20 protein-coding genes, 3 pseudogenes and 1 other annotated feature are annotated in these 24,442 nt (G+C 56.9%); of the genes and pseudogenes, 6 read left to right on the top strand and 17 right to left on the bottom strand.

The genetic code is table 11. From position 1 onward, the window contains the following. The first annotated feature begins 166 nt into the window (after positions 1 to 166). A complete protein-coding gene (locus QMY55_RS10255) occupies positions 167 to 1,585 on the top strand; it encodes an amidohydrolase (RefSeq protein ID WP_283488487.1) in 1,419 nt (472 codons plus the stop codon). A 22-nt stretch (positions 1,586 to 1,607) separates the two neighbouring features. Here QMY55_RS10255 and QMY55_RS10250 read toward each other — a convergent pair whose 3' ends face one another. Further along, positions 1,608 to 1,847 carry a DUF3820 family protein gene (locus tag QMY55_RS10250; protein WP_283488486.1) on the bottom strand — a complete coding sequence of 80 codons (240 nt, stop codon included), beginning with the start codon at positions 1,845 to 1,847 and terminating at the stop codon, positions 1,608 to 1,610. Positions 1,848 to 2,010: 163 nt separating this feature from the next. Here QMY55_RS10250 and QMY55_RS10245 point away from each other — a divergent pair, with 163 nt between their 5' ends. Continuing rightward, entirely contained in the window at positions 2,011 to 2,793 is a 783-nt protein-coding gene (locus QMY55_RS10245; RefSeq protein ID WP_283488485.1) for a MetQ/NlpA family ABC transporter substrate-binding protein, read from the top strand. Positions 2,794 to 2,916: 123 nt separating this feature from the next. Here the strand turns inward: QMY55_RS10245 and QMY55_RS10240 are convergent, their stop codons facing one another. The 4 genes from QMY55_RS10240 to QMY55_RS10225 all read right to left on the bottom strand — a co-directional run bounded on the left by QMY55_RS10240 (position 2,917) and on the right by QMY55_RS10225 (position 9,171). Beyond that, positions 2,917 to 4,542, bottom strand: coding sequence for a SpoVR family protein (locus tag QMY55_RS10240; RefSeq protein WP_283488484.1), 1,626 nt, complete (start codon positions 4,540 to 4,542; stop codon positions 2,917 to 2,919). Continuing rightward, positions 4,539 to 5,807 carry a YeaH/YhbH family protein gene (locus QMY55_RS10235; protein WP_283488483.1) on the bottom strand — a complete coding sequence of 423 codons (1,269 nt, stop codon included), beginning with the start codon at positions 5,805 to 5,807 and terminating at the stop codon, positions 4,539 to 4,541. The genes QMY55_RS10240 and QMY55_RS10235 overlap by 4 nt, the downstream gene beginning before the upstream one ends. 74 nt (positions 5,808 to 5,881) lie before the next feature. After that, entirely contained in the window at positions 5,882 to 7,804 is a 1,923-nt protein-coding gene (locus QMY55_RS10230; RefSeq protein ID WP_283488482.1) for a PrkA family serine protein kinase, read from the bottom strand. Positions 7,805 to 8,271: 467 nt separating this feature from the next. Then, the gene (locus QMY55_RS10225) at positions 8,272 to 9,171 is read right to left on the bottom strand and encodes an EamA family transporter (RefSeq protein WP_283488481.1); all 900 of its coding nucleotides are present in this window, start codon (positions 9,169 to 9,171) and stop codon (positions 8,272 to 8,274) included. A gap of 88 nt (positions 9,172 to 9,259) precedes the next feature. Here QMY55_RS10225 and QMY55_RS10220 point away from each other — a divergent pair, with 88 nt between their 5' ends. Both QMY55_RS10220 and QMY55_RS10215 read left to right on the top strand, forming a co-directional pair. Further along, positions 9,260 to 9,745 carry an Lrp/AsnC family transcriptional regulator gene (locus QMY55_RS10220; RefSeq protein ID WP_283488480.1) on the top strand — a complete coding sequence of 162 codons (486 nt, stop codon included), beginning with the start codon at positions 9,260 to 9,262 and terminating at the stop codon, positions 9,743 to 9,745. Positions 9,746 to 9,809: 64 nt separating this feature from the next. After that, complete coding sequence (locus QMY55_RS10215) at positions 9,810 to 10,121, top strand: hypothetical protein (RefSeq protein ID WP_283488479.1); 312 nt, start codon at positions 9,810 to 9,812, stop codon at positions 10,119 to 10,121. A gap of 7 nt (positions 10,122 to 10,128) precedes the next feature. Here QMY55_RS10215 and QMY55_RS10210 read toward each other — a convergent pair whose 3' ends face one another. Next, the gene (locus tag QMY55_RS10210; RefSeq protein WP_283488478.1) at positions 10,129 to 10,785 is read right to left on the bottom strand and encodes a LysE/ArgO family amino acid transporter; all 657 of its coding nucleotides are present in this window, start codon (positions 10,783 to 10,785) and stop codon (positions 10,129 to 10,131) included. Positions 10,786 to 10,853: 68 nt separating this feature from the next. Between QMY55_RS10210 and QMY55_RS10205 the strand changes: the two genes are divergently transcribed. Beyond that, positions 10,854 to 11,765 (top strand): HTH-type transcriptional regulator ArgP, encoded by a 912-nt coding sequence (locus QMY55_RS10205; protein ID WP_283488477.1) that lies wholly within the window; start codon positions 10,854 to 10,856, stop codon positions 11,763 to 11,765. Positions 11,766 to 11,877: 112 nt separating this feature from the next. On the opposite strand, the gene QMY55_RS10200 is transcribed toward QMY55_RS10205, so the two are convergent. From QMY55_RS10200 to QMY55_RS10150, 11 genes and pseudogenes are all read right to left on the bottom strand, one after another. Beyond that, on the bottom strand, positions 11,878 to 12,372 hold the full coding sequence (locus QMY55_RS10200) for a DUF2721 domain-containing protein (RefSeq protein WP_283488476.1): 495 nt from the start codon (positions 12,370 to 12,372) through the stop codon (positions 11,878 to 11,880). Between the two features lie 82 nt (positions 12,373 to 12,454). Then, positions 12,455 to 12,901 carry a TetR family transcriptional regulator gene (locus QMY55_RS10195; RefSeq protein WP_283488475.1) on the bottom strand — a complete coding sequence of 149 codons (447 nt, stop codon included), beginning with the start codon at positions 12,899 to 12,901 and terminating at the stop codon, positions 12,455 to 12,457. Then, positions 12,879 to 14,750, bottom strand: coding sequence for a tyrosine-type recombinase/integrase (locus QMY55_RS10190; RefSeq protein ID WP_283488474.1), 1,872 nt, complete (start codon positions 14,748 to 14,750; stop codon positions 12,879 to 12,881). Before QMY55_RS10190 ends, QMY55_RS10195 begins: the two co-directional genes overlap by 23 nt. After that, positions 14,743 to 16,356 (bottom strand): hypothetical protein, encoded by a 1,614-nt coding sequence (locus QMY55_RS10185; RefSeq protein ID WP_283488473.1) that lies wholly within the window; start codon positions 16,354 to 16,356, stop codon positions 14,743 to 14,745. The genes QMY55_RS10190 and QMY55_RS10185 overlap by 8 nt, the downstream gene beginning before the upstream one ends. Next, positions 16,353 to 17,522, bottom strand: coding sequence for a tyrosine-type recombinase/integrase (locus tag QMY55_RS10180; protein ID WP_283488472.1), 1,170 nt, complete (start codon positions 17,520 to 17,522; stop codon positions 16,353 to 16,355). Before QMY55_RS10180 ends, QMY55_RS10185 begins: the two co-directional genes overlap by 4 nt. A gap of 169 nt (positions 17,523 to 17,691) precedes the next feature. Next, a pseudogene (locus tag QMY55_RS10175) lies at positions 17,692 to 18,060 on the bottom strand (IS3 family transposase); the annotation flags it as partial. 243 nt (positions 18,061 to 18,303) lie between these two features. Beyond that, on the bottom strand, positions 18,304 to 19,749 hold the full coding sequence (locus QMY55_RS10170) for an IS1182 family transposase (RefSeq protein ID WP_283485406.1): 1,446 nt from the start codon (positions 19,747 to 19,749) through the stop codon (positions 18,304 to 18,306). Positions 19,750 to 19,939: 190 nt separating this feature from the next. After that, complete coding sequence (locus QMY55_RS10165) at positions 19,940 to 20,794, bottom strand: hypothetical protein (protein WP_283488471.1); 855 nt, start codon at positions 20,792 to 20,794, stop codon at positions 19,940 to 19,942. A gap of 265 nt (positions 20,795 to 21,059) precedes the next feature. Beyond that, positions 21,060 to 21,437 carry a DUF2513 domain-containing protein gene (locus tag QMY55_RS10160; protein WP_283488470.1) on the bottom strand — a complete coding sequence of 126 codons (378 nt, stop codon included), beginning with the start codon at positions 21,435 to 21,437 and terminating at the stop codon, positions 21,060 to 21,062. A 292-nt stretch (positions 21,438 to 21,729) separates the two neighbouring features. Then, positions 21,730 to 22,965, bottom strand: a complete 1,236-nt coding sequence (locus tag QMY55_RS10155; RefSeq protein WP_283488469.1) for an SEC-C domain-containing protein — start codon at positions 22,963 to 22,965, stop codon at positions 21,730 to 21,732. 259 nt (positions 22,966 to 23,224) lie between these two features. Next, positions 23,225 to 23,443 (bottom strand): annotated as a pseudogene (locus QMY55_RS10150) (IS3 family transposase); the annotation flags it as partial. Continuing rightward, positions 23,357 to 23,471 (bottom strand) — a sequence feature (AL1L pseudoknot). Its footprint overlaps the pseudogene before it by 87 nt. 112 nt (positions 23,472 to 23,583) lie before the next feature. Here QMY55_RS10150 and QMY55_RS10145 point away from each other — a divergent pair. Next, positions 23,584 to 24,399: pseudogene (locus QMY55_RS10145) on the top strand (IS5 family transposase). Positions 24,400 to 24,442: the final 43 nt, after the last annotated feature.

The following is a 24,442-nucleotide window of genomic DNA, read 5'->3' as shown; positions in this document are numbered from 1 at the left end:
GGCTTCAACCAGGCAAGAGAGGGAACCCAGCCCCATCCGCTTGATTGCGCATGGGGCTGTTCTTTTTTGGGTATGCCAGCCTCATGAAAACAGTCTCGGATGAGGCTCGGTTAAACGACAGCGCTTGCTAGCATCTTTGTCTTACGTACAACAAGGAGACAAAAACATGCAGGCATTTGCCACCCATTCCAGCCTGGGCTTCAAAAAGCTGGTGCTTGCCAGCGCAATGACAGCAGCGCTTGCAAGCGGAGGTCTGGCAGTGCATGCCCAAACCGTGCCTGCAACTGTGACTCCCGCCGCGTTGGCAGCCACCGCCTCGCCACAGGCCCAGGCCCTGCATGCGCAGATCGACGAGAGAGCCAAGGCTATTGAGCAAAAGCTCATCGCCTGGCGCCGCGACATCCACGAACACCCCGAGCTGGGCAATCTGGAAACGCGCACCTCCGCCCTGGTGGCAGAGCATCTGCGCAAACTGGGCATGGAGGTGAAGACCGGCGTGGCCGTGACCGGTGTCGTCGGCCTGCTCAAGGGTGGCAAACCCGGTCCGGTGGTGGCGCTGCGCGCCGACATGGACGCTCTGCCGGTCAAGGAGCAGGTGGAGCTGCCCTTCGCCTCCAAGGCCAAGGGCATGTACCTGGGCAAGGAAGTGGACGTGATGCATGCCTGCGGCCACGACACCCACACCGCCATGCTGATGGCCACGGCCGAGGTTCTGGCCGGCATGAAGGAGCAACTGCCCGGCAGCGTGAAGTTCATCTTCCAGCCGGCCGAGGAGTCGCCCGCCACCTTCGAGCCCGATGGCGAGAAGATCTGGGGCGCCAAGCAGATGGTCAAGGAAGGCGTGATGGCCAACCCCAAGGTCGATGCCGTCTTCGGCCTGCATGTGTCCAGCGCCTACCCGGCGGGCTGGATCGCCTGGCGCCCGGGCCCGGCCATGTCGGCCGTGGACCAGTTCTGGATCGACGTGAGCGGCAAGCAGACGCATGGCGCGCGGCCCTGGTCGGGCGTCGACCCCATCGTGGCCAGTGCGCAGATCGTCACCGGCATCCAGAGCATCATCAGCCGCCAGTCCAACATCGCGCTGGAGCCCGCGGTGGTGACAGTGGGCGCCATCAACGGCGGCAACCGCATGAACATCATCCCCGACAAGGTCTCGATGCTCGGCACCATCCGCACCTATGACGAGGGCATGAAGAAGGACATCCACAAGCGCCTGGCGACCACGGCCGAGCACATCGCCGAAAGCTCGGGCGCCAAGGCCAAGGTCAAGGTGGTCGAGCTCTACAACGCGGTGGTCAACCCGCCCGACCTGGTCGCGAAGATGGGCCCAACGCTGGAACGTGTGGCCGGCCCCGGCAATTTCGGCGTGCAGCCCAAGTCCTCGGCCTCCGAAGACTTTTCGTTCTACCAGCAGCAAGCGCCCGGCATGTTCTTCTACCTGGGCGTGACGCCCAAGGACAAGGACCCGAACACCGCACCCAACAACCACTCGCCGCTGTTCTATGCCGACGAGTCGGCGCTGATCTATGGCGTGCGCGCGCTGTCGAACATGGCGGTGGACTATATGCTGGCTTCAGGCTCCTGAGTCCCGGCGGAGCACTGCCGCATCAGCCCTTGGGCGCTGGCGGCAGACCCGCGGCCTTGCGCAAAGGCTCCAGCAGCCCGGCAAGGCCGTTGTGATCAAGCTCCTGCATCAATGCCAGCAACTGGCCGATCTCCCCTTTGGGAAAACCTTCGCGCGCAAACCAGTTCAGATAGTTGCCGGGCAGATCGGCAATCAAACGGCCTTTGTATTTGCCATAAGGCATTTGCACGCGAACCAGTCGCTCGAGCATTTCGGGATTCATGAACTGGGTTTGAATAAAAAACGACGCTCTTATAACTAAATAAGAAAAATGTCCTGCAGAGTCTGCTGCAGTCGCACTAGACTATGCACCTTACTTCACCAAGGCCTGTATGAGGTTGAGGCCGAAGGAATTTATTGCAACTTGCTGAAGAAAGTCAGAACCCATGCTGAAGAAAGCTCTCTCTGCTATCGCGATTGCCACTCTGGCCCTGTCGGCTCAGGCTGAAGTGCTCAAGGTGGGCGCGACTGCCGTGCCCCATGCCGAGATCCTCAACCACATCAAGCCCGCGCTGAAGGCCCAGGGCATCGATCTGGAAGTCAAGGAGTTCAGCGACTACGTGCAACCCAATGCTGCCGTGGAAGACAAGCAGCTGGATGCCAACTTCTTCCAGCACCAGCCTTATCTGGACAGCTACAACAAGGATCGCAAGACCTCGCTGGTGGCCGTGCCCAACGGCAAGGTGCATGTGGAGCCCTTCGGCGCCTACTCCAGCAAGATCAAGAACATCAAGGACCTGAAGGACGGCGCCACCATTGCCATCCCCAACGATCCCTCCAACGGAGGCCGCGCCCTGATTCTGCTGGCCAAGCAAGGCCTGATCGAGCTCAAGGACCCCAAGAGCCTGACCCCCACGGCCCTGGACGTGGTCAAGAACCCCAAGAAGCTGAAGTTCAAGGAACTGGAAGCTCCTCTGCTTCCACGTGCACTGGCGGATGTGGATCTGGCCCTGATCAACACCAACTACGCCATCGAAGCCAAGCTCAACCCCAGCAAGGATGCGCTGTTCATCGAAGGCTCTGACTCGCCCTATACCAATATCGTCGTGGCCCGCAAGGACCGCGCCAATGGCTCCGACATCACCAAGCTGATGAACGCCCTGCACACCCCCGATGTGAAGAAGTTCATCCAGGAAAAGTACAAGGGCGCCATCGTCCCCGCGTTCTAAGCATCTGCAAGCCGCATGAAAAAGCGCTGCCTCTTGGCAGCGCTTTTTTTGTTGCTCATCTCAATTTGATAGCTGCCAGCGTTTTGCACGCCATGAGATTGATGCAGTTTTGACTGAATGTTCTCAGCCCGGCGGTGCCGGTACCGATTGCAGCAGCAAGGGAGCCTCTCCATCGCCGCTGACGGTTTCCAACTGCACACCGAAGCCCCAGAGACGAGCCGCATGTTTGAGCACCTCCTGCGCGTCATCGGCCAGCGGCCTGCCCTGATACTGGGTGTGACGCAGTGTCAGGCAGCGGTCACCGCGCAGATTCACATTCCAGACCTGAATATTGGGCTCGCGCGTACCCAGATCGTATTGCTGAGACAGCAGCTGGCGCAGCGCACGATAACCGTCTTCGTCATGAATGGCGCTGACCAGCACCTCACGCTCGGCGGGGTCATCATGCAGCGCGAACAATCGCATATCTCGCATCAGCTGCGGGCTCAGAAACTGGCCGATGAAGCTCTCGTCCTTGTAGTTGCGCATGGCATGGTGCAGCGTAGGCAGCCAGGGCGTGCCCGCGATATCGGGGAACCAGCGCCGGTCTTCCTCGGTCGGGTTTTCACAGATGCGGCGAATGTCCCGGTACATGGCAAAGCCCAGCGCATAGGGGTTGATGCCATTGAAGGCGCGATGTCCTGCCGGGGGCTGAAAGATCACATTGGTGTGGGAAGACAGCCACTCGATCATCACCCCATCGGTCAACCAGCCCTCGTCATACATGGTGTTGAGCAAGGTGTAATGCCAGAACGTGGCCCAGCCCTCGTTCATCACCTGGGTCTGGCGCTGCGGATAGAAGTACTGGGCAATCTTGCGCACAATGCGCACGAGCTCACGCTGCCAGGGCTCGAGCAGCGGCGCGTTCTTCTCGATGAAATAGAGGATGTTCTCCTCGGGCTCCTTGGGAAAGCGCTCGCTGCCAGGCGCGGTGCTGTCCTTGTCCTTGCGCATCGGCAAGGTCCGCCACAGCACGTTGACCTGCTGCTGTACATAGGCTTCGCGCTCCTCACGCTCGGCACGCTCGCGCGCCAGGCTTTTATGCGATGGGCGGCAATAGCGGTCCACACCGAAGTTCGACAGCGCGTGACAGGAATCCAGCAACTGCTCCACCGTATCCAGGCCGTAACGCTCCTCGCACTGCGCCACATAGTCACGCGCATAGACCAGATAGTCGATGATGCTGCCCGAGTCCGACCACATGCGAAACAGATAGTTGTTCTTGAAAAAGCTGTTGTGCCCATAGGCTGCATGGGCGATCACCAGGGCCTGCATGGCCGTGCTGTTTTCCTCCATCAGATAGCTGATGCAGGGATTGGCATTGATGACGATCTCGTAAGCCAGGCCCATATGACCGCGCCTATAGCGGCGCTCGGTCGCCAGGAATTCCTTGCCATAGCTCCAGTGGCGATAATTGACGGGCATGCCCACACTGGCATAGGCATCCATCATCTGCTCGGCCGTGATGATCTCCAGCTGATTCGGGTAGGTGTCCAGGCCGTAGCGTTCGGCCGTGGCGGCAATCGCCGCGTGGTATTGCTCGATCAGCTCGAAGGTCCAGTCGCTGGGGTCGGGCAGCGGACTTGCCGGCCTTTTCATGGCTCGCAAAGGCGCTTGAGGCACATCGCGCGGACGCTCGCCCTGAGCTCCGTGGTTCCCGGATTTTCGCGTGTTGCTGAGATCCAGCGCCGGGTAGAGATTGAGGTTCATATGGATACCCCATCTTTCTTGAAGAGATCGCGAAAGACTGGATAAATCTCGCTCGCATCGGAGACCTTGCGCATCGCAAAATGCGCGAAATCGGTCTGCAACCGGGTGTATTCCTCCCAGAGATTTTGCTCCTCCTGCACCACCTGCAGATAGGCGTAATAGCGCACCAGCGGCAATATCTTTTCGGCCAGCAAGGCACGGCATTTGCCGCCGTCGTCGCTGAAGTTGTCGCCGTCGCTGGCCTGTGCCACGTAGATATTCCAGTCATTGACCGGATAGCGGGCCCGGATGATCTGATCGAGCAGCACCAGCGCACTGCTGACCACCGTGCCTCCGCTTTCGGTGGAGTGAAAGAACTCATCCTCGCTGACCTCTGCCGCCTGGGTATGGTGGCGGATGAAGACGATCTCGATCTTCTCGTAATGCCTGGTCAGAAACAGGTACAGCAAAATGAAGAAGCGCTTGGCCAGGTCCTTGCGCTCCTGATCCATGGAGCCCGAGACATCCATCACGCAGAACATCACGGCCTGACTGCTGGGCACGGGCACCTTGGCACGATTGCGAAAGCGCAGATCCAGCGGCTCCAGAAACGGCACGCGCCGGATGCGTTCCCGCAGCGCCTCGATCTGGCGCTGCAACTCGGCGATGGCTTCACTCGTGCCGTCGTCCTGCGCCAGCAGGGACTCCAGTTCGGCCTCCAGCACATGTAGCTCCCGATTCGGCGCCTTGCTCAGTGCAATGCGCCGCCCCAGCGCACCGCGCATGGTGCGCACCACCGCCAGATTGTTGGGCGTTCCATCATGGCTGTAGCCGGCACGCCTTGTCTTGTATTGCAGCGTGTTGCCGATATGGTTGCGCAGCAGGCGCGGCAGGGCCAGGTCTTCGAAGAAGAGTTCCATGAACTCTTCCTTGGTCAGGGTGAAGGTGAAGTCGTCCTGGCTCTCCCCGTTGTCGCTGGCCTGCGATCCCCCTGCTCCGCCTCCGCCTTGTGGCCGCGCGATCCGGTCGCCCCGCACATGGTCATGGTTGCCGGGCAGCACCACATCGCGGATGCCGCCCTGTCCATGCCTGAACACCGGCTCCTGAATGTCCTTTTTGGGAATCGTGATGTTTTCAGCCTGATCGATATGGCGGATGTCCCGCGTGGACACGGCTTTTCGCACCGCCTCCGCGATCTGCGCCTTGTAACGCCGCACAAACCGCTCTCGGTTGCCCACCGATTTGTTCTTGCCTGCGAGCCTGCGGTCGATGATATGCAATGTCATCTATGCTCCCATCTCCAGGGGCTGTGTTCCAACTTTCCGCCAGTGGCTGCAGTGTGCAGCCACCGGTGCTTTCGTCAGCTGCTCTTGCGTACACGCAGATACCACTCGCACAGCAGCCGCACCTGCTTGGGCGTGTAGCCCTTGGCCTCCATGCGGGTGACGAAGTCTTCGTGCTTGCGCGCATCTTCGGCACTGGCCTTGGCATTGAAGCTGATGACGGGCAGCAGCTCTTCGGTGTTGGAGAACATCTTCTTCTCGATCACCACGCGCAGCTTTTCGTAGCTGGTCCAGCTGGGGTTCTTGCCCTGGTTGTTGGCTCGGGCACGCAGCACGAAGTTGACGATCTCGTTGCGGAAGTCCTTGGGGTTGGCAATGCCGGCAGGCTTTTCGACCTTTTCCAACTCGGCGTTCAGCGCGTTGCGGTCGAACACCTCGCCGGTGTCGGTATCGCGGTACTCGCTGTCCTGGATCCAGTAGTCGGCATAGGTGACGTAGCGGTCAAAGATGTTCTGGCCGTACTCGCTATAGCTTTCCAGATAGGCAGTCTGGATTTCCTTGCCTATGAATTCGGCATAGCGCTGTGACAGATATTCCTTGATGTAGCCCGTGTACTTGGTCTCCAGCTCGGCCGAGAACTGCTCACGCTCGATCTGCCGCTCCAGCACATACATCAGGTGCACGGGGTTGGCCGCCACTTCGGTGCTGTCGTAGTTGAAGACCTTGGCCAGAATCTTGAACGCAAAGCGCGTGGAAATGCCCTCCATGCCTTCGTCCACGCCCGCATAGTCGCGGTATTCCTGGTAGCTCTTGGCACGCGGGTCGGTGTCCTTGAGGCTTTCGCCGTCATAGACCTGCATCTTGCTGAAGATGCTGGAGTTCTCGGGCTCCTTCAGGCGCGTGAGCACCGAGAACTGGGCCATCATCTTGAGGGTGCCCGGCGCGCAGACCGCGTGGGCCAGCGAAGACTCGCGAATCAGCTTCTCGTAGATCTTCACTTCCTCACTCACGCGCAGGCAGTAAGGCACTTTGACGATATAGATACGGTCGAGGAAAGCCTCATTGTTCTTGTTGTTGCGAAACGCCTTCCACTCGCTCTCGTTGCTGTGGGCCAGCACCAGACCATCGAAGGGAATGGCGCCAAAGCCTTCCGTGCCCTTGTAGTTGCCTTCCTGGGTTGCCGTCAGCAGGGGGTGCAGCACCTTGATAGGAGCCTTGAACATTTCGACGAACTCCAGCAGGCCCTGGTTGGCCAGACACAACCCACCCGAGTAGCTGTAGGCATCGGTATCGTCCTGGGCAAAATTCTCGAGCTTGCGGATGTCTACCTTGCCCACCAGGCTGGAGATGTCCTGGTTGTTTTCGTCCCCCGGCTCGGTCTTGGCAATACCGATTTGCTTGAGGATGCTCGGATAGCGCTTGACCACGCGGAACTGGCGGATGTCGCCACCAAATTCCTCGAGCCGCTTCACCGCCCAGGGCGAGAGAATGTGTTGCAGGCTGCGGCGCGGAATACCGAACTCCTCTTCCAGCACCGGGCCGTCTTCCACCGGGTCGAACAGTCCCAGCGGCGACTCATTCACGGGCGAGCCCTTGAGGGCATAGAACGGCGCCTTCTGCATCAGATATTTGAGGCGCTCGGCGATCGAGCTCTTGCCACCGCCCACAGGGCCCAGCAGATAGAGGATCTGCTTGCGCTCTTCCAGCCCCTGCGCGGCATGGCGGAAGAAGCTCACCACTTGCTCGATGGCATCTTCCATGCCGTAGAACTCGGAGAATGCCGGATAGCGGCGGATGACCTTGTTGGCAAACAGGCGGGACAGGGAAGGATCGTTGCGTGTATCGACCATCTCCGGCTCGCCGATAACGCTCAGCATGCGCTGGGCGGCGCTGGCATAAGCCATGGGGTCCCGCTGACACAGAGCCAGATACTCGTCCAGCGACATTTCCTCTTCACGCAGACGAACATAGCGCGCTGCGGAGTTGCTGATGACATCCATATGACCTCCCATGGCGACACCCGAAGCCAGGGGCGCAAAGTGCCGCAAAGTTGCAAGGCATTCGTTACCGTGTGAGGTCGTTGTAGCACCTTGCTCCTGATTTGAACAGCTCAGGCGTCCTACAGATACGCAGTCTCCGTGATGACCCAAACCGCCATTTCCGGGCCGGAAAAATCATGCCCGCAGCCCCCGCGAAAACGTCTGGATCAGTGCGGCAGAACACCGCGCAGCCTGCGTCCATTCATCTGCTGGCGTGCAGATGCGGATGAGCAAATACTTGCTGCCAAAATGCTCTTGCGCAGGCCCTGAGGAGACATCAAAAAGGCGCTGAATCGGACAGTACCTTTGCCGCTCGGACTCCTGAAACAAGAGCTTTCAACGCACATTCCGAGGGTTTTTCACTATGAAAAAATATGGAAACCCAGAGCAGACCAGCGCCAGCAGCCTCGGTTTCGATAGCAGCTGCTTCAGCTCGGTGCCGCAGCAGAACCATCGGGAGCATCTGCCTTGGCTCCCGGGCGGGTCATCGCACTGCCCATGGCCGCCGCCATGATGCAGGCAATGGCCGTCCATTGCGTCAGCGTCAAATGCTCGCTCAACAGCAGCATGCCCATCAAGGCCGCGATCGCGGGCTCGGTCGCCAGCGCAATGCCGAAGGTCGCCGGCGGCAGGCGGCGCAGCGCCAGCATTTCCAGCGAATAAGGCAAGGCACTCGATATAGCCGCGACCATGAGTCCGAACAGCAGGACGGATGGCGTCAGCAACTTGGCACCCGCTTCTGCCACGCCAAAGGGCACCACCACCAGGGCTGCGCACAGCAGCCCCAACGACACGGCCTGTCCGCTGGGGATATGGCTGAGTCTGCGGCCCAGCACGATGTACGAGGCCCAGCAGACGGCTGCACCGATCGCACAGCCTATGCCCACCGGTGACAGATGCATGGCCGAGCTGCCGCCCCCCAGCGGCAAGATCATGGCCAGCCCCAGCACGGCCAGCGCCAGCCAGACAAAATCCACCGCGCGGCGCGAGTAATAGATCGCCACGGCCAGCGGTCCCGAAAATTCGATGGCCACGGCAAGGCCGAACGGGATATCGCGCAGCGCCATGTAGAACATCAGATTCATGCCGCCCAGTGCGCCGCCGAAGACCAGCAGCGACAGTGCCTGCTGCCGATTCAAGGACCAGCGCCAGGGCCGCCAGACACACACCAGAATCAGCGCGGCAAAACCCACGCGCAGGGCCGATGTCCCCTGCGCCCCGATCAAAGGAAACAGCTGTTTGGCCAGCGAAGTCCCCACCCCCAGGGATGTGACCGATCCCAACACGGCCAGTACCGGCCACCAATGATTCCAACTATTCTTTGACATAGGCGCCTAAGATATTGCATGACACCCGCGGAATTCACTCTTTTTCAAGCAGGAATCTGCAAGTTTCACTCTCTTCGCCACCCAAACCATGCCCGCCGCCGACCTCGACGCCTTTGACCGCGCCATTCTTGCACTGCTGCAGCGTGACAACCTCATGCCTCAGCGCCTGATTGCCGAGCAGGTCAATCTCTCCGCTCCCGCCGTACAGCGCCGCATCAAGCGGCTGCAGGAAACCGGTGTGATCGCCGCCAATGTGGCAGTGCTGGATCCCGTGCGCGCGGGCCGCGCGCTGACCGCCGTGATCAATGTGCATCTGTTCAATGACAGGCCGGACCTGTCCCGCGAGTTCCGTGCCCGTATCGCGGCCGAGGCAGCCGTGCAGCAATGCCTGTATGTGACGGGAGAGACGGACTACATTCTTATCGTCACGGCTGCCGATATGGATGAGTACCAGGCCATCTGTCGAGGCCTGTTCGAGGGCGATGACAATATCCGCCGCTACAGCTCGTCGATTGCACTGGAGCGCATCAAGACCGGGCTGCAGATTCCGGTTCACGCAAAGGCACAGGACTGACAGGGCTGGCCCCGAATGAAACAAAATGCAACAATACCGTCACAATTGACTCACGGAGTTGCCAATGACTGTTGCTGCCACGCCCGAAATGGCCATGCTCATCGCCGAGCGCACACTGGAAAAATACGCCAAGGATTACTTCCCGCGGCTGAGCCAGGTCAGCATCTCGTTTCGAGGTGACCGGGCAGAACAGTACAACTACGACAAGATTCGCCCGCTGAGCAAGGCCCGCCTGCAAGGCAAGACTGTGGTGATCGTCGAAGGCCAGAGCACAAAGACCGGAGCCACATCGCTGTACCGCATCGAGTGCAATAGCTGGAATCTGATCGAGGCCCTGGAAGTGCTGGAAGAAATCAGCCCGCCCGGCGCAGGCTGAGGCTCGCTCAATCCATTTGCATCACACCGCTGGCCACCCACCAGGCCAGCGCCAGCATCATCACGCCCGTGATGCCGTCCATCACACGCCAGGCCTTGGGATTGGCAAAAATGCCTTTCATGCGCTGGCCTGCAAATGCCAGCAGCACAAACCAGCTGAGGCTGGCGCTGGCCGCGCCCATCACATAGGTCCAGCGACTCACGCCCTGCTGCTGCGCGCCGATGGAGCCCATCAGCAGCACGGTATCCAGATAGACATGGGGATTGAGCAAGGTGATCGCGGCCAGGGCCGCCATCACACTCATCAGGCTGCGCGGTGCCAGGCTGCGCTTGTCTGCACGCTCGTCCGCATTCAGGGCAGCATCAGGCGCCAGCCACATGCGGCGCAGTGCAAACAAGCCATAAGCCAGCAGAAATACCGCCCCGCCCAATGTCAGATAGTAGGCCAGGCCCGGACGCTGCTCCAGCATCTGCGACATGCCTGCCACGCCAATCGCCACCAGGACTGCATCGCTGATCACGCACCAGGTTACGCAGGCACGCACATGCTCGCCTTGCACGGCCTGGCGCAGCACATATAGATTTTGTGCGCCGATGGAGACGATGAGGGAGATGCAAACAGTGAAGCCTGCCAGCCAGGCAGAGGAGAGGTCGGACGCAAACATGGCGGCATTGTGCGGCGCGACATCAGTTAAGTAAAATTACATTTACTCAACCAAATTAAGAAATACTAATGCTCGACTACGCGGGATTGGAAGCCCTAGCCGCTGTGGTGCGCGAGGGCAGTTTCGAGCGTGCGGCACACAAGCTGCATGTCACGCCCTCGGCCGTTTCCCAGCGCATCAAACAGCTGGAAGAGCGCGTGGGCCAGGCACTGGTTCTGCGTGGCCAGCCCTGCACGGGCACCGAGGCCGGGCGACGCCTGTGCCTGCATGTGGAACAGGTCGCGCTGCTGGAAAACGATTTGCGTCGCAAGAACCCCGAGCTGATCCCCGAAGGGCAGGCCGCCCTGCCCTCGCTGAAGCTGGCGGTCAATGCCGACTCGCTTTCCACCTGGTTCATGGATGCCATGGCGGCCTTTACCGAAGGCAGCAACGAGTTGCTGGACATCAGCATCGACGACCAGGACCACACGGCGCAGCGCCTCAAGCAAGGCGAGGTCATGGCGGCCGTGACGGCCACCGGTTCGGCCATCACGGGTTGCAACACCTGGCCGCTGGGACGCATGCGCTATGTGGCGGTGGCCTCACCGGCTTTCGTGCAGCGCTATCTGTCCCAGGACGCGACGCCCCAGTCCATCGCCCAAGCACCCATGATGTGCTATGGACGCAAGGACAGCCTGCAGGACCAGTGGCTGCAGAGCCTGGGGGTCGATGGCAGGCGCAACGCTGCACGCCACTTTCTGCCCTCGAACCAGGGCTACTCCAGGGCTCTGGAGCTGGGCATGGGCTGGGGCATGCATCCGGTACAGATGATCGAGTCGGAACTGAAGCTGGGCCGCATGGTGGAGCTGATACCGGGCCAGAGCCTGGACATCCCCATGTACTGGTGCCACACGCGCAGCGCGCAGGCCAGCCTGCAGCGGCTGACCGACTGCGTGATCCAGGCCGCAGCTGCCTGCCTGGAGCCCATGACTGCCCAATGATGCAGGATTGCTTTTTTATTTTGATAGCAGGTTGCGCATATCTGAGAATAGATTCAGACATTCTCAACCCGAATGTGGCTTCAGGCCAGCGCCTGCAGCTATCAATAAGCAGTCAATCCCTGGTCTGCGCATCCACATGGCGCACGGCAGCCTTGGCGCGGCTGAGCATGTGGAAGTCCAGAATACGGGTTGCCATGGCCGTCTCCCAGAGAAAGCAGCACAAGGCGGAAACAAAGGCGAAAACACCGAGCAAAAAGCTGATCACCGCATAACGATGGCCGCTGACGCCGTAGGCCTGGCCGACGAACAGCAGCACGATGGTCAGACCTATGCACATGCCGCACAAGGTCAGCAGACCGATGGCCACATTGGCCAGGCGCCCCCGCTCGCGCAGAAAGTGCAGCTCCTTGAGGTAGCGTGCAACCAGCTCATGGTCTTCGGTGGTGCGCAGCATCTCTTCAAGCTTGCGCGCCCGGTCGATGATGCGTGCCAGCCGTCCGGCCACCGAGCCGATCATGCCGGCCACGGCCGTCAGGAAAAAAACCGGCGCCACGGCCAGCTGGATGCTATGGGTGACGGTCTGGGCGTCTATGGACCAGATGCTCATCGTTTAAGATTCCTTGTAAATTTACTATTCATCTAAGTGCATGAAAACAAATGTATTTTTATAAGTAAATAATATGCAGCCTTTAGATATCAGACTTGTTTTTAAACGTTCCTCTGACGATCTTTCCTTCGCCGATAGCCCTCTCCAGAGCCAGTTCTACGCGTAGTGCTTCATTCACTGATGCCAGCCTGATGATCTCCACCAACTGACTGATAACCAACTCTCGCAGCTTGCGGCTTTTCGCCCTCTCCTGGATCAGGAGATCTGCCTTCTCGTCACGCTGCTGGCGCACGGCCTTGCGCATAACCGTCCGAACCTGCTCGGCGAAGTCGGGGTAGCGATTGTGAATCAGCGGCGGGGACACTTTCGCTTCATCTGCCACAGCCTTGAGGGTGACCTTCTTGCCGCTCTGTTGCACGCGAATCAGAGCCAGACTCAGTTCTTGCTGCGTACGCTCGCGATCCCGTTTCCTGGGTGCATCGTTGGCGATGCCAGCAACTTTCGACCTAGCGGGGAGTGATTTGGCCATCGCCTTCCTCTGCGTCTACCTCAACTCCCAAGTCTTTGAGGATTTTTGCCGCCTGGTTCAGATCCCTCTCCACCCGCATCACCACCCCAGGCCCCAGTTCCTGGGCATCCATGCGCAACTCCTTGTGGTGGCGATAGGCCTCCTGCCAGATTGGTATAAACCTACGATCGATCACGCCGTTACGGCAATCGCCGCAGGCTCCTTTGGCATAGATCCCCGAGCCACCACAACCCTCGTCCTGTGCTAGGCACCACGAATGCCCTGTGGAGCGCATATTGACACGCCGCGACGTTTCAATGAGGAGCTCCTTTCGGTTGTCAAAGTCATGGGCCCGCATTTCCATAAGCCTGGGAGCAGCACCTCCAGCCAGTGGCTCATCTTTTTCCAACCACTGCGCCACCACGCCGGCCTTATAAGCTATCAACTCGCTGAGAATGTCGTCGTACAGTGCCACGTCCTGCAATGGGTTTGAGCCATAGAGTTGCGTCATATCGATGCTGGAATGTTTGAACTGCTCCTTGAGGAACAGAATGTCTCCCAGGCGGTGGCGTACGAAGGTATATGCGTAGAGCCGCCTCATCTGGTGGGGTGCGAGCTTCCAGTCAACGCCTGCAGCACGTGAAAAACTCGCACAAACCATTTCCCAGCCGACAGAAGACAAAGCTACAAGGCCATATCTTGAATTTCCCAGAAAGAGCCGCTTGACATTGCTTCTGGCTGTGATCAGCCATTGCAATTGCTTTGGCGTGAGCGACTGAGACTTTCGCTCCATCATCGAAATCTGCTTAGCCAGCCGCGCGCGGTAAGGCAGGGACCAGCGCTCGAGAATGCGCAGGATGCGGTGACCCATCGCAGGCATCAGGTACTCCACGCACCCCTTCTTGGTTTTGTACTCGACAGCGGTGACCCAGTGGAAGACGAAGCCGTTCTTGACTTCGGTACGCCCTGCGCTGACTTCTATGCTTGATAGTTCTGAGGATCGCATGCCGGTAAGCACGCCGAGCAAGTAAAAGCAGGCATCGCGTATCGTCGTATGGCCAGGAGCGCTGAGCGCGGAACGCTCTTCACGATCACGCTCGTCAAGCTGCTCTTCTGCACCAGCCAGGATCTCCTCGGCGTAAAGGAATAAACGCCGTGCCACTTCAACCGGGATCAGCGGTGTCAAACTAACCTTACGAGCATCCACGCCATTCTGCCCAACCCGCCCCGCGACCTCAACTGCACTCGATTCCGGCCAAGGGTGCACCCGCAAGGCTGCCTTGTGCTGATCGCGAAAGTGATACAGCAACTCAAGCGTAGCGAATTGATTTACCATGGTGCTAGCTACCATCCCTGCGCTCTTCTGCCTGTGAACGTAGTTAGCAATGTGCAGAGGTTGCACATCAGCGAGCGACTGCAACCCGAGCGAAGCAACAAAACGGCAGATCACACTCATAGTATGCAGAGTTTTAAGAAGTGTCGTCTCCGCTGGCGGCCCCACCCCCGGTCGCCCCACCTTCCAGTAGTGATACAGCACATTTTGGCAAGCCTCGCGGAACGCCTCTGGAATGGTCGACCAGTTCAGGCGCTTCACAGAATTCGGGACGTTAGGTCTGCTGAAGTACGGCCACATTTCCCACACCGGATCCCCTACACGGGAAATCACCACAGTGTTGCCAGCCTCGTCCAGCACGGCGCTAACTACCACGTTGCTACGCTCTTCCACCGAGAGCCCCGCCAGACTCGCTGGCTGGTCGGCCAGTAACTCGTAGGCTTTGCTCAAACGCGTTTTTGCCCCCCTCTCCTGTCCTGTGCCTGCAATCTTCACCGGTTCAGCTAACTGCGTTTGAGTGATCTTGGTCTTAGCCATGTCCCTCCAGGCTGCTCAAAGTGTAGGCCGCCCAGAACTTTAGCGGCTCCATACGGGCGCGCTCCTTTGCGCTGGTCAACAAACCGGCATCAAACCTGTCCGCTGTGAAGCGGTCGATCAGGCTCATGGTGTTGCGAAACTCCTCGCGCCACTCATTGGAACGGGTGTTGCTCATCTCTCGCTCAAGAAACCAATAGAAGCTAAAGAGACGATGCAGGTCCTCCTGAGAACCAACGATGGCATAGCTGGTGCACGTGAAGCAAGCAAAGAAGTCGTCACATGGCGCCCCATTCCTGGGAGCCTTATCGCCGTAGTAAGGGTCCTTGCAGCGCCCCGTGGGCGACTTGCTTGGCAAGATAGGGACGACTTCTGCTACTCGTTCACCGGAGCGATAGATATCCGGTAATGCCTCGCCGACAAAGGTCGCGTTCTCCCTCATTTGACGGGTGCAAGCAAGGTAGTGGGTGTCGGCCACCTTGGGGGTGTGCCCCATCAGGGCAGCCGTTGCAATCAGATCGCCACCGGATAATGACCAGAGGCGGTGTTCGACAGTCTTGCGCAGGCGCGAGAGGTTCAGTACCAAACGATTCCCATCGTCATCGCGCAAGTCGTGTCGCTCAATCAGCTTGGCGATGCTTGCTCCCAAAGCAGTGGACGTCAACGCCATGACCTCGCCAGCTCCACCAAAATTTTTACTAGCCCGATATAGCCACACTCGCCCCCGACAATCTGGCCTCGCTTCGCCAAGCAGTGACTCTGACATCTGCAGGGCCTTACGCATCAAAGCTACGCCATCCATGGGAATCGCTTGCGAACCTTCATGCACACGGGAGTAACGGAGATTCACTAGTTTGGTGGCGTTGCCGCGCCGTTTGAAGAGCTCCAGCAGCATCATGTTGGGCATGAAAGGATGCGGGCGCAGGCAGTCGCGCGCAGCCTCCAACAGTGGCGTAAGATTGGCTCCCGTGCGAATAGCCACCGCCAGCAGATAGACCACCATCGCATCGCGACCAGCCCCCTTGAACTGTTCATTGTGGATGGCCACGATGTCATCGCGCAGAGCCTGCGCAAGGCGCTGGCGCTCGGTCGGCGATAGCGGCGTTGCACCTTTTATCCGGCTGTTGCTGCCAGGGAAGGGATTAGGTGGAAAAAGGTCTTGCTGGTCACGCACAATCCCGCATTGAACCAGAGCCGTGAGTACAGATTTCGCGTGACCATAGTAGGATTTCTTGGTGCTGTAAGCTTGGTCCCGGTCCTTGATCCAGTCGATGTACTGCCGAATGTGCGAAGGCATAAGGTTCTGCGGCTCGATTCCTGTGCCCGTCGACACCAAGAATTCGAAAAAATGTCTCATGCCTGCGTTCCAGTAGGCAATTATGGTGCAGGCCGTAACCGACTCACTTGTCAAAAAAGTACGCAACTGGTTGGCACAGGCCCACACCCACGCATCAATGCCTCGCCCGAGCCACGGAATGAGGTTGATGGTTCGGATAGTCGAGGGGTTCTCCGGGAGCGTGATGAGTAGATTGACGGCATCGCCGGAAGCCGGCGCGGCAATGGCAACCTTGATAGGCGCCGGTGCACCGAATGTCTTCTTGACTTTCATGCTACTGCCTCCCCTTCAGGCATGAACAACCGGTCAACCTCATCCTCGTGGGCCGATACCAACTGTCCCTCCAGCGCATTGATGAGGTGGAGGTAAATCATGGTGGTGGAGACATCGCTGTGCCCCAAACGATCACGGACGTAAAGTAGCGGCTCGCCCTCGAACGTTTTGCTCTTGCGCAGGCTCCACAGCAAATAGGTGGCGTAGGTATGGCGAAGCATGTGGGCGGTAACGGGAAATCCGACCCGCTTGGCCAAGGCACGCATGATGGCGGTGATAGCATCCTTCGGATACGGTACGCCAGCCTCAGTGAGGAACAAAGGTGAGTGCTCTTCACCCTTGCGATTGGCATTGGCACGGCCCTGCCTGCGCCGCACCGAATACACCCAGAGTTTCTCCATCAGATCAAAGGGCATATCAATGTTGCGCGGCTTGCTGTTCTTGATCTCCATGTCTTTCGGATCCAAACGCAGACTTATTTTTTGCCCAGGTGGGAGGTCTTTGCGTCGTGAAGGGTCAAACACGTAGCCAGCGGCATCAGGAAAAGTGCGGCACTCGATCTGCCGAAGACCCGTGCGAACCATGATCTCGAACATCAAACGATGTGTGACATTGCTCAGAGCTTCGTGGCAAACAACGATTTGTTCCTTGGTAAGAAAGCGGATGTTCTGCTGCTTCTCCTGCAACAAGACCTGAGGAGTCCGCATGATCCCGCCAGTGGCATTCACATGTTCTAGGAAGCTAGGTGGCCGGTGGGTCTGGATGGTGACGTAGTCAAAAGGAAGTTGCCCAATGAGCTTCTCTTTGATCGTCCATTCATAGAAGCGCACCACAATCCGCAGCCGGTGGTTGATAGTGCTGGCTTGAAGCTTCAGTGTGCCTCGCGACCAGTCGCGCCAAGCCACAATGGCACATGGTAGCCCGAACTCGGGAGGAGCCCTCCAGTCATAGCCGTTGCTCAATGCAAAGGCGAAAAAGTCATAGACAGCTCTGCCATAGTTTTCCCAAGACTTCTTACTAGAAATGCGACCTGTTGTAGCGAGCAAATCCCAAAGCCATGTTTGTGCAGGCTGCATGGCATCTCCATCATCGTTGATGAGCAGAGGGAAACCTTCATAACAGCGCCCCCCAACGACAAGGTTCTTGTCGGCCAGAACAAACCTCATAGCAACTTCCTTCGAAGTGTTCTACGAATCGTTAGAAGGCAACATAAGTCAGTGCACCTAACATCAATCGCACTGCTTATACTGATCAGTTGACCGTGTCACAGAACTGGAGGTGGGTACGCAAGCAACCGATCCGATATGCCTACTTCCGTCTTTTTCGTCTTCGCTATCAACATAGTTGAAATTTGAGCGTCGCGAACTCCACGGCCTCCTTTGTCTTCCATGGCGCTCGGTGGTGAATCAGCTCGGCCTTGTAGAGCCCGTTGATGGACTCGGTCAAGGCATTATCATAGCTTTCGCCTTTACTGCCCCCAGAAGGCTCGATACCAGCTTCGGCCAGCCGATCGGTGTCCCGGATGCTGACGCACTGCGTGCCTCTGTCGGAGTGGCAAACCAGGCTATCGCGCTCTGGCTGCCGCGCGTATAGATCTTGTTCCAGCGCATCGAGCACGAATTCCGTTCGCATCGGCTCGACTGTGCAACGGGCCACGACAACCACTTCGCGTGCCAGTTGCCGCCACACCTTGTCGACGCCATAGTACGGGAGCTGGTGCTAATTGACCATCATTCCGATGCAAGGTGACCGGCCTGCTTGTACTGACCGCCGGCAGCAATCGACCGAGGCTGTGTGGAAACGCAAAAAACTATTAATGGCTGAACAATCCAACTGGCAGATTTCAGGCAAGCACGACTGAGGCGCCTTCGACGCCAAGAGCGCCCTCAGCCTTCTCATTGCATTCCAGAGCCCTTGAGGTCGCTAATTTCCCGGTTTTAAAAGGGCTCACCCGCCCACCAGATGCATCGCCGCCATCGTTTTGTCGAACCCGAGGATTCCAAGCACTCGCTTGAGGTTGTAAGCCAGCACATTCAAGCTCATCTCCGTGCTGACGTTGCGCAGTCGCCTGGTCAGGAAGTGCGTGTACCCCATCCAATGCTTGAGGGTGCCAAACACGTGCTCGACTGTCCTTCTTCTCACCATCATGGCGTCGGGCATCTGGTCCAAGCGCTGTTGTGCTCGCTCCAGCACGTCTTCGTGCTCCCATCGGCTGATGCGGCGGTAGTCGCTCGGTGTGCATTGGGCTTTTATCGTGCATTGCGTACACGCACTGCTCCAGTAACGACGCATCTGTAAGCCGTTCTCTTCCCGCGTAAAACGATAGATCGCGCGCTGTTCCGCAGGGCATTGGAATTCATCGTCGCTTTGGATATAGATGAAGTCTGAGCGGTCAAAGCGCCCGTGAGCTCGGGCACCCGATGTGTTGGGCTTGGGAAGAATGGCTGCAATGCTTGTATCTTCACACGCTTTGATTTGCTCACCGCTGTAATAGCCACGATCTGCAATAGCTTGCAGTTTGCGTTTTCCCATTGCCTTGCGAGCTGCTTGAGCCATGGATGCCAGAGCAGCTCTGTCATGCCCTTGGTTGGTGACCTCATGAGTGACGATCAGGTGATGTTTGGCATCGACCGCCACCTGCACGTTATAGGCCACCATGCCCGAGCCTCGACCACTGGTTGCCATGGACCGTGCATCAGGATCTGTCATCGAGAGTTGCTTCTCGGGCTGCTCTTTGAGTTGCTCCTTCACTGCATCGAGCACCCGCATTTGCTTGCGCAACATGGCGATCTTGTCTTGGAGCCTTGTGGTCTTGGCTTCGAGCTCCACAGGCTGCGTGCGGTCCGCTGTATCCAAAGCCGTCAGATAACGTTGGATGCTTTCTTCGATCTGCTGCTGCCGCTTGTCGATCTTGCCCAAGGTGAAGTTCTTGTCACGCGTGTTGACGGCTTTGAATTTGCTGCCATCAATGGCCACCAGCGCCTGGCTGAACAGTTTCAGATCACGGCAGAGAAGTACGAATCGGCGGCACACATTGCGAATGCCTGAGCCGTTGTCACGGCGGAAGTCTGCAATCGTTTTGAAGTCAGGAGCCAAGCGCCCAGTCAGCCACATCAGTTCAACGTTACGCTGGCATTCACGTTCAAGCCGTCTGCTCGATTGCAGCCGATTGAGATAGCCGTAGATGTAGATCTTGAGCAGCACGGCTGGGTGGTAAGAAGGTCTGCCCGTACAGGCAGGCTCTGCACCGTCAAAACCCAAAGCCTGCAGATTGAGTTCGCTGACAAAGGCATCGACAACACGTACCGGGTTGTCTTTAGCAATAAAGTCCTCCAGACATTCCGGCATCAGCGTCACTTGCTGCCGCGCTTGACCTTCAATGAATCGAGGCATGCCATCTCCCGAAACCGAGATGAATTGACTTTATTCAGGTCATGGGTTGGCTACGAGAGGGTTTTCACACAGCCTCGACCCAGAGGGGACGCTCATCAAGCCTGACTCGCTAACCGAAACCAGCCACTCGTTACGGAATTTTAAAAATGACTGTTTTGATTTTTAAAGAACAAAATTACATGTCCTTTGGTTAAGGTCTAGCAGACGATTTTCCAGTGGTGCTCAGATTGCTGACGTTTTTTTGATTGCGATATGCATCGCCTCGTCTGAAGGCTTCTTGGATCATGGCGAAGATAGTTGCGCTGCCGGTCATAAGAATGAACTTTGCTTCTGGCGTAAAGTATCCGAAGACCAGATTTCCACTGTCGGTTTCTATCTGACTCCCGTGCGCAGTCATGCATTCGATGTACTGCTGCAGTTCGTCTGCAGACCAACCAAAATCGCTTGCACAGATGACGTTACGGAAGAAATCCTGAACGCCGCTAAACGACTCCTCGGCCGAGGTGATTAGGGTGAAGTAGCTTTGCAAATGGAGCCCTATAGGCGTCCAATGCGCACCAAAGTGCCCTTTTGACGATAGCGTTTGGCAGTCGTCATCAAATTGCAGGTGACAAAGTAGCGCAGCACGATCTGGTTTTCCAATCTGGAGATCAACCTCTTCAAGGAAACCAATGGCCTGACGTTTGAATTCGATAATGAAATAACGTCCCATTGAAGTGCGACCAAGCACATCTCCTACGAGATGGTCGAGAGGATTCTGTGAATTGCCAACCAATCCGGCTAAAGGTTTAGGTTTATTTGTCTCTTGACTGCTCATCAGTTTTTTGAGTTGTTGATAAGCCATGTTCCTTTGTTCTTGGGAAAGGACGGTAGAAAATATTTTATTAAGAAGGTCCTCTTTTAGTTCTGTGACCTCATTTTTGTAGTGAAGCTCGACTTCAAGTCTGCCGATTTGGCGGAAAAAGTCGCAAACCAAATCGCTTTCATATGGCGGAAGCGATGCACATTGACGGATGCCAGAGGGGGTTGCGGATGTGTCAAGCATGGAACTGCCAGCTTGTGATTGAGATGCCGGATTCGAGGGTGACATTGCTTGTTGAGAACTGGAGTCAAAGATGACATCCTAATCTGCGCTTACATCTAGTTGGCTCCGAAGAAGTCTCTCTCCAGAGGCTGCTCCTGGCCGGTTGCGGCTGTCGCTGATCGAACCGTTGCAGTCATTCGGGTGAGACCTACCCAAGGCCAACACACTGAAAATCAACGCTTGCTGAGTTTGTTGGGTTGGCATATCCATGGGCTTGAATGCCTTGTTAGCCATTGGTAATTCCAGCTTGATCCTTGGCCAAGCTAATCAAAAGCTCTTTGAGTAGCTCAAAGGAAAGAATTCCAGCCTGTTTCATCGAAATAGTTTTCGCCTTACTCCAAAGCCCATCATTTTTCGCAGTGCTTAAGAATTCGTGACCTTTCCAGGTGAGTGAAAAAGGGTAAACCTTGATAACTCTATCAGGCGTAGCTTTTGAGTAAGAACGCTCACAGCGAAGAAGCCCAGCCTCATCCATGATTAATAGATGGTAACTAATGAGGCTTGACTCATAGCCTTCAAGCTCAATGTCTCGCTCCATTTTGTCATCTTCTTTTTCCTCAAAATACATGAGGATTTTTCGCACAAGGTCTAGGTCTCTTTTCATTTTGGCTAACTAAATTTAGACGACCGGGAAAATTTTCGTCGTTCCTATAAAAAAGAATCTATCCGAAATTCTTAGAGTGGGCAATCGCATGCAAACTTTTTTTGGCAAATCTAAAAATTTCAAGATTGGAGCTTATTATGAGTAGACATCGACCACTGATGGAATGACTGCTACCGGCCGATCCGCGACTGTCGCTGACCGCCCCTTTGCAGTCGTTTGTGCGTGCGATCGTTTTACTGAAAGCTGCCGAATGCGGTCCAGGTCGATTGCAAAATGCCGAGGCCCAGTTTAGCTAGCCGCAGCAGTGCTTGTACTTTTTTTCGCTTCCACATGAGCACAAGGCGTTTCTGTCGCGTCCCTTCTGTTGCGGAGGCCTAATCACCGGTGAGTTGGTCGTCACGACTTTTGCTTGCCGCATGAAAAGTCTAGGACTAGTTCCTGGGAACCATTTGCTTAGGAGAAACGAGTCTGCGGCGGCAACGACTGCACCAGAAACGGGTTCCAATGCCCCCCAGGTAGTAGTCGTTGCAAAGCGCAGTAGTTTTGCTGGCAATGACTCCACCAAACTAGGCTTTCCAACGCTCTCAACGTAACGTTGCAGAGTTTCTTGTGCAGTTGACGACGGATTGCCTTCAGCGAGCCAATCTCGAAAGGACTGTGCATGCTTAGATTGGCGGAGCTCGATGATTTGCCGGGCGCTCAACTGTTTGCTTGCAAAAGCCAGCCCCAGATCCGGGACACCCGATACCTGCTGTAGTTGAGCAAAGGATTCACGTCCATGAGGCGAATAGCCCAGTCTTTGTCCCTTTGCCTGCAGCACGGAAAGCGTTGCTGTATCACCGGTGAGTTCGCCAACTTCTGTCTTACCTCCGATGCTTAGAAGGAGGTTTTCGAACATGACACTCAATATTGCCCATATCTCAGGTGGAGTGTCGTTACCCCGGCGGACATGTGGGTTGAATGTGGTAACAGTATTCGATTTGCTGCCTTTCAAGTAATTGAGGGGTCGACCTCCATTACGAATGGAAAGCATATGCTGCAAGTACGGACTGTTCTCAATGTCGCGGTAGGCCTCTAAGCGAGCAGCTTCCATGATTGGTGTGGTGGCAAGCTGTGCAGTGTGAGTCAAGAGCAATGACTTGTACTTCTGTCGTATTTCACGCGTTGAAAGCGGGTTCGTGGTGATGAACATCACCTCAATTGCTTCATCGAGAGGTAAGCAATGGCTCGTTGCTAGATTCGGCGCCGTGTGTTTTTTTTCTGGCCCACCCATGAACTTGAAGGAGACCACACCTGCGTTTCCGATGTATCCGAACCACTCATCAAATCTTGCAAAAACGATAGTTCTCGTCTCGAGTAGTTCTAATAGGACATCGTCACCCAGCATAAACCTCAGCACAGACAAAATTTGCAAGTTACCTGTGGGGATGACTATCTGGTCGTACATGAGCAGATAGTCGGCCAACTGAGCCCAGTAAACTGGACCATTCACCATCATGTCCGAGACGAGCTCTTGACTTTGAATCATTGGCCAGATGCCAAGGTCTGTTGCTAGAAGTCTTCGCATTTGGGTGTGACGGATTTTTGAGGCAAACGATAGAAATCAGTGGCGGTGCGCTGTGCTGCACGCAGCGACGTTTTTCTGTAGCCGCTACGGGTAACTTAGCTTACCCGAAACCTTACCCGAAACCAGCCACTCCTCGATGTCTGCTCCTGGCCGAACTCAGTCGGTCACGACCGGCAGGCTGGTCAGTCGCGACTGGCACAAGCGGTCAATTCAACCGGAATTCGCAGCCATAGACCTGCTGTTGGCTTACCCAGACACGTTCAATCTGTGGCATCCGCATATCGTCGCAATGAGCGCGGGCACAGCACTTATGTGGCTCGCGCAGCAGCTCCACATGTCTTCGATATGCCGACGCAGCGACCTGCAAGACCTTGCAGAGCGGCTCGACCTCGAAGGCATCGCAATGCTTGTCGATGAAGACCTTCAGGACCTGAGTCGGCAGTCATTCGACGACAACAACAACGGCATTTACGTCGGGCAGCCGCGTACGTTCTTCCTGCAAGCTTCGGCCGCATTCTTAGCGCCGCTAACACTACTTTCCTTTAAGACCGGCATGAAGTATTTATGCTTCATGTCCTCATAGCAAGGCAACCCGTTAGCAAAGAGCTGTGGCGAAAGCTGCAGCCCCTAATCCCCGCCTTCACACCTTCGGTCAAAGGTGGCGCACACAAGCTCTCCGTGAGCCATGAGGCAGCTCTCAACGGCGTCCTGTTTGTGCTGTAAACAGGCATTCCTTGGGAAGATCTCCCCCAGGCCCTGGGCTACGGCAGCGGTATGACTTGCTGGCGGCGCTTACGTGATTGGAATGCCAACGGCGTCTGGCAGAAGTTGCATCTGGCGATGCTGGTGCGACTGCGCGAACATGACCAGATTAATTGGAGCCGGGCCAGTATGGATGGCTCCTCGGTGCCAAGCCCCCGGGGGCCAAGAAACGGGCCACAACCCCACCGATAGAGACAAGCTCGACTCCAAACGGCACCTCGTTGTAGATGGCAGAGGCATCCCGATGGTGATCCTGGTCAGCGGCGCCAACAGGCACGACTCCATGATGTTCGAGAAGTGCATGAATGCGATTCCAGCCGTTGCAGGCCTACTGGGGCGGGCACGCAAACGACTGGCGAAGCTGCACGTGGATAAAGGCTACGACTACAAGAGCTGCCGTGCTTACTTGAGGCAGCGCGGTATCGCCAGCAGGATTGCCATGCGAGAAGTCAAGAGCAGCGAAAGCTAGGCAAACATCGCTGGGTCGTGGAGTGAACACATGGATGCTTTGCGGGCTATGTCAAGCTGCGCATTCGCTTTGAAAGGCGGCAGGACATCCACGAAGCGTTGCTGAAACTGGCCGCTGCGATTATCTATGCACGCTTCGTGGGTCCGTGGTGTTATCCGCTCTAAGTATTAGAGCGCGTAAGGGCTTGAAGCTAGGAAGTGTCTACTG

It is taken from the genome of Comamonas resistens (assembly GCF_030064165.1).
Lineage (GTDB): Bacteria > Pseudomonadota > Gammaproteobacteria > Burkholderiales > Burkholderiaceae_C > Comamonas > Comamonas resistens.
Note: the sequence above shows the minus strand (reverse complement) of the source record. Positions and strands in the feature narration are given on the sequence as shown.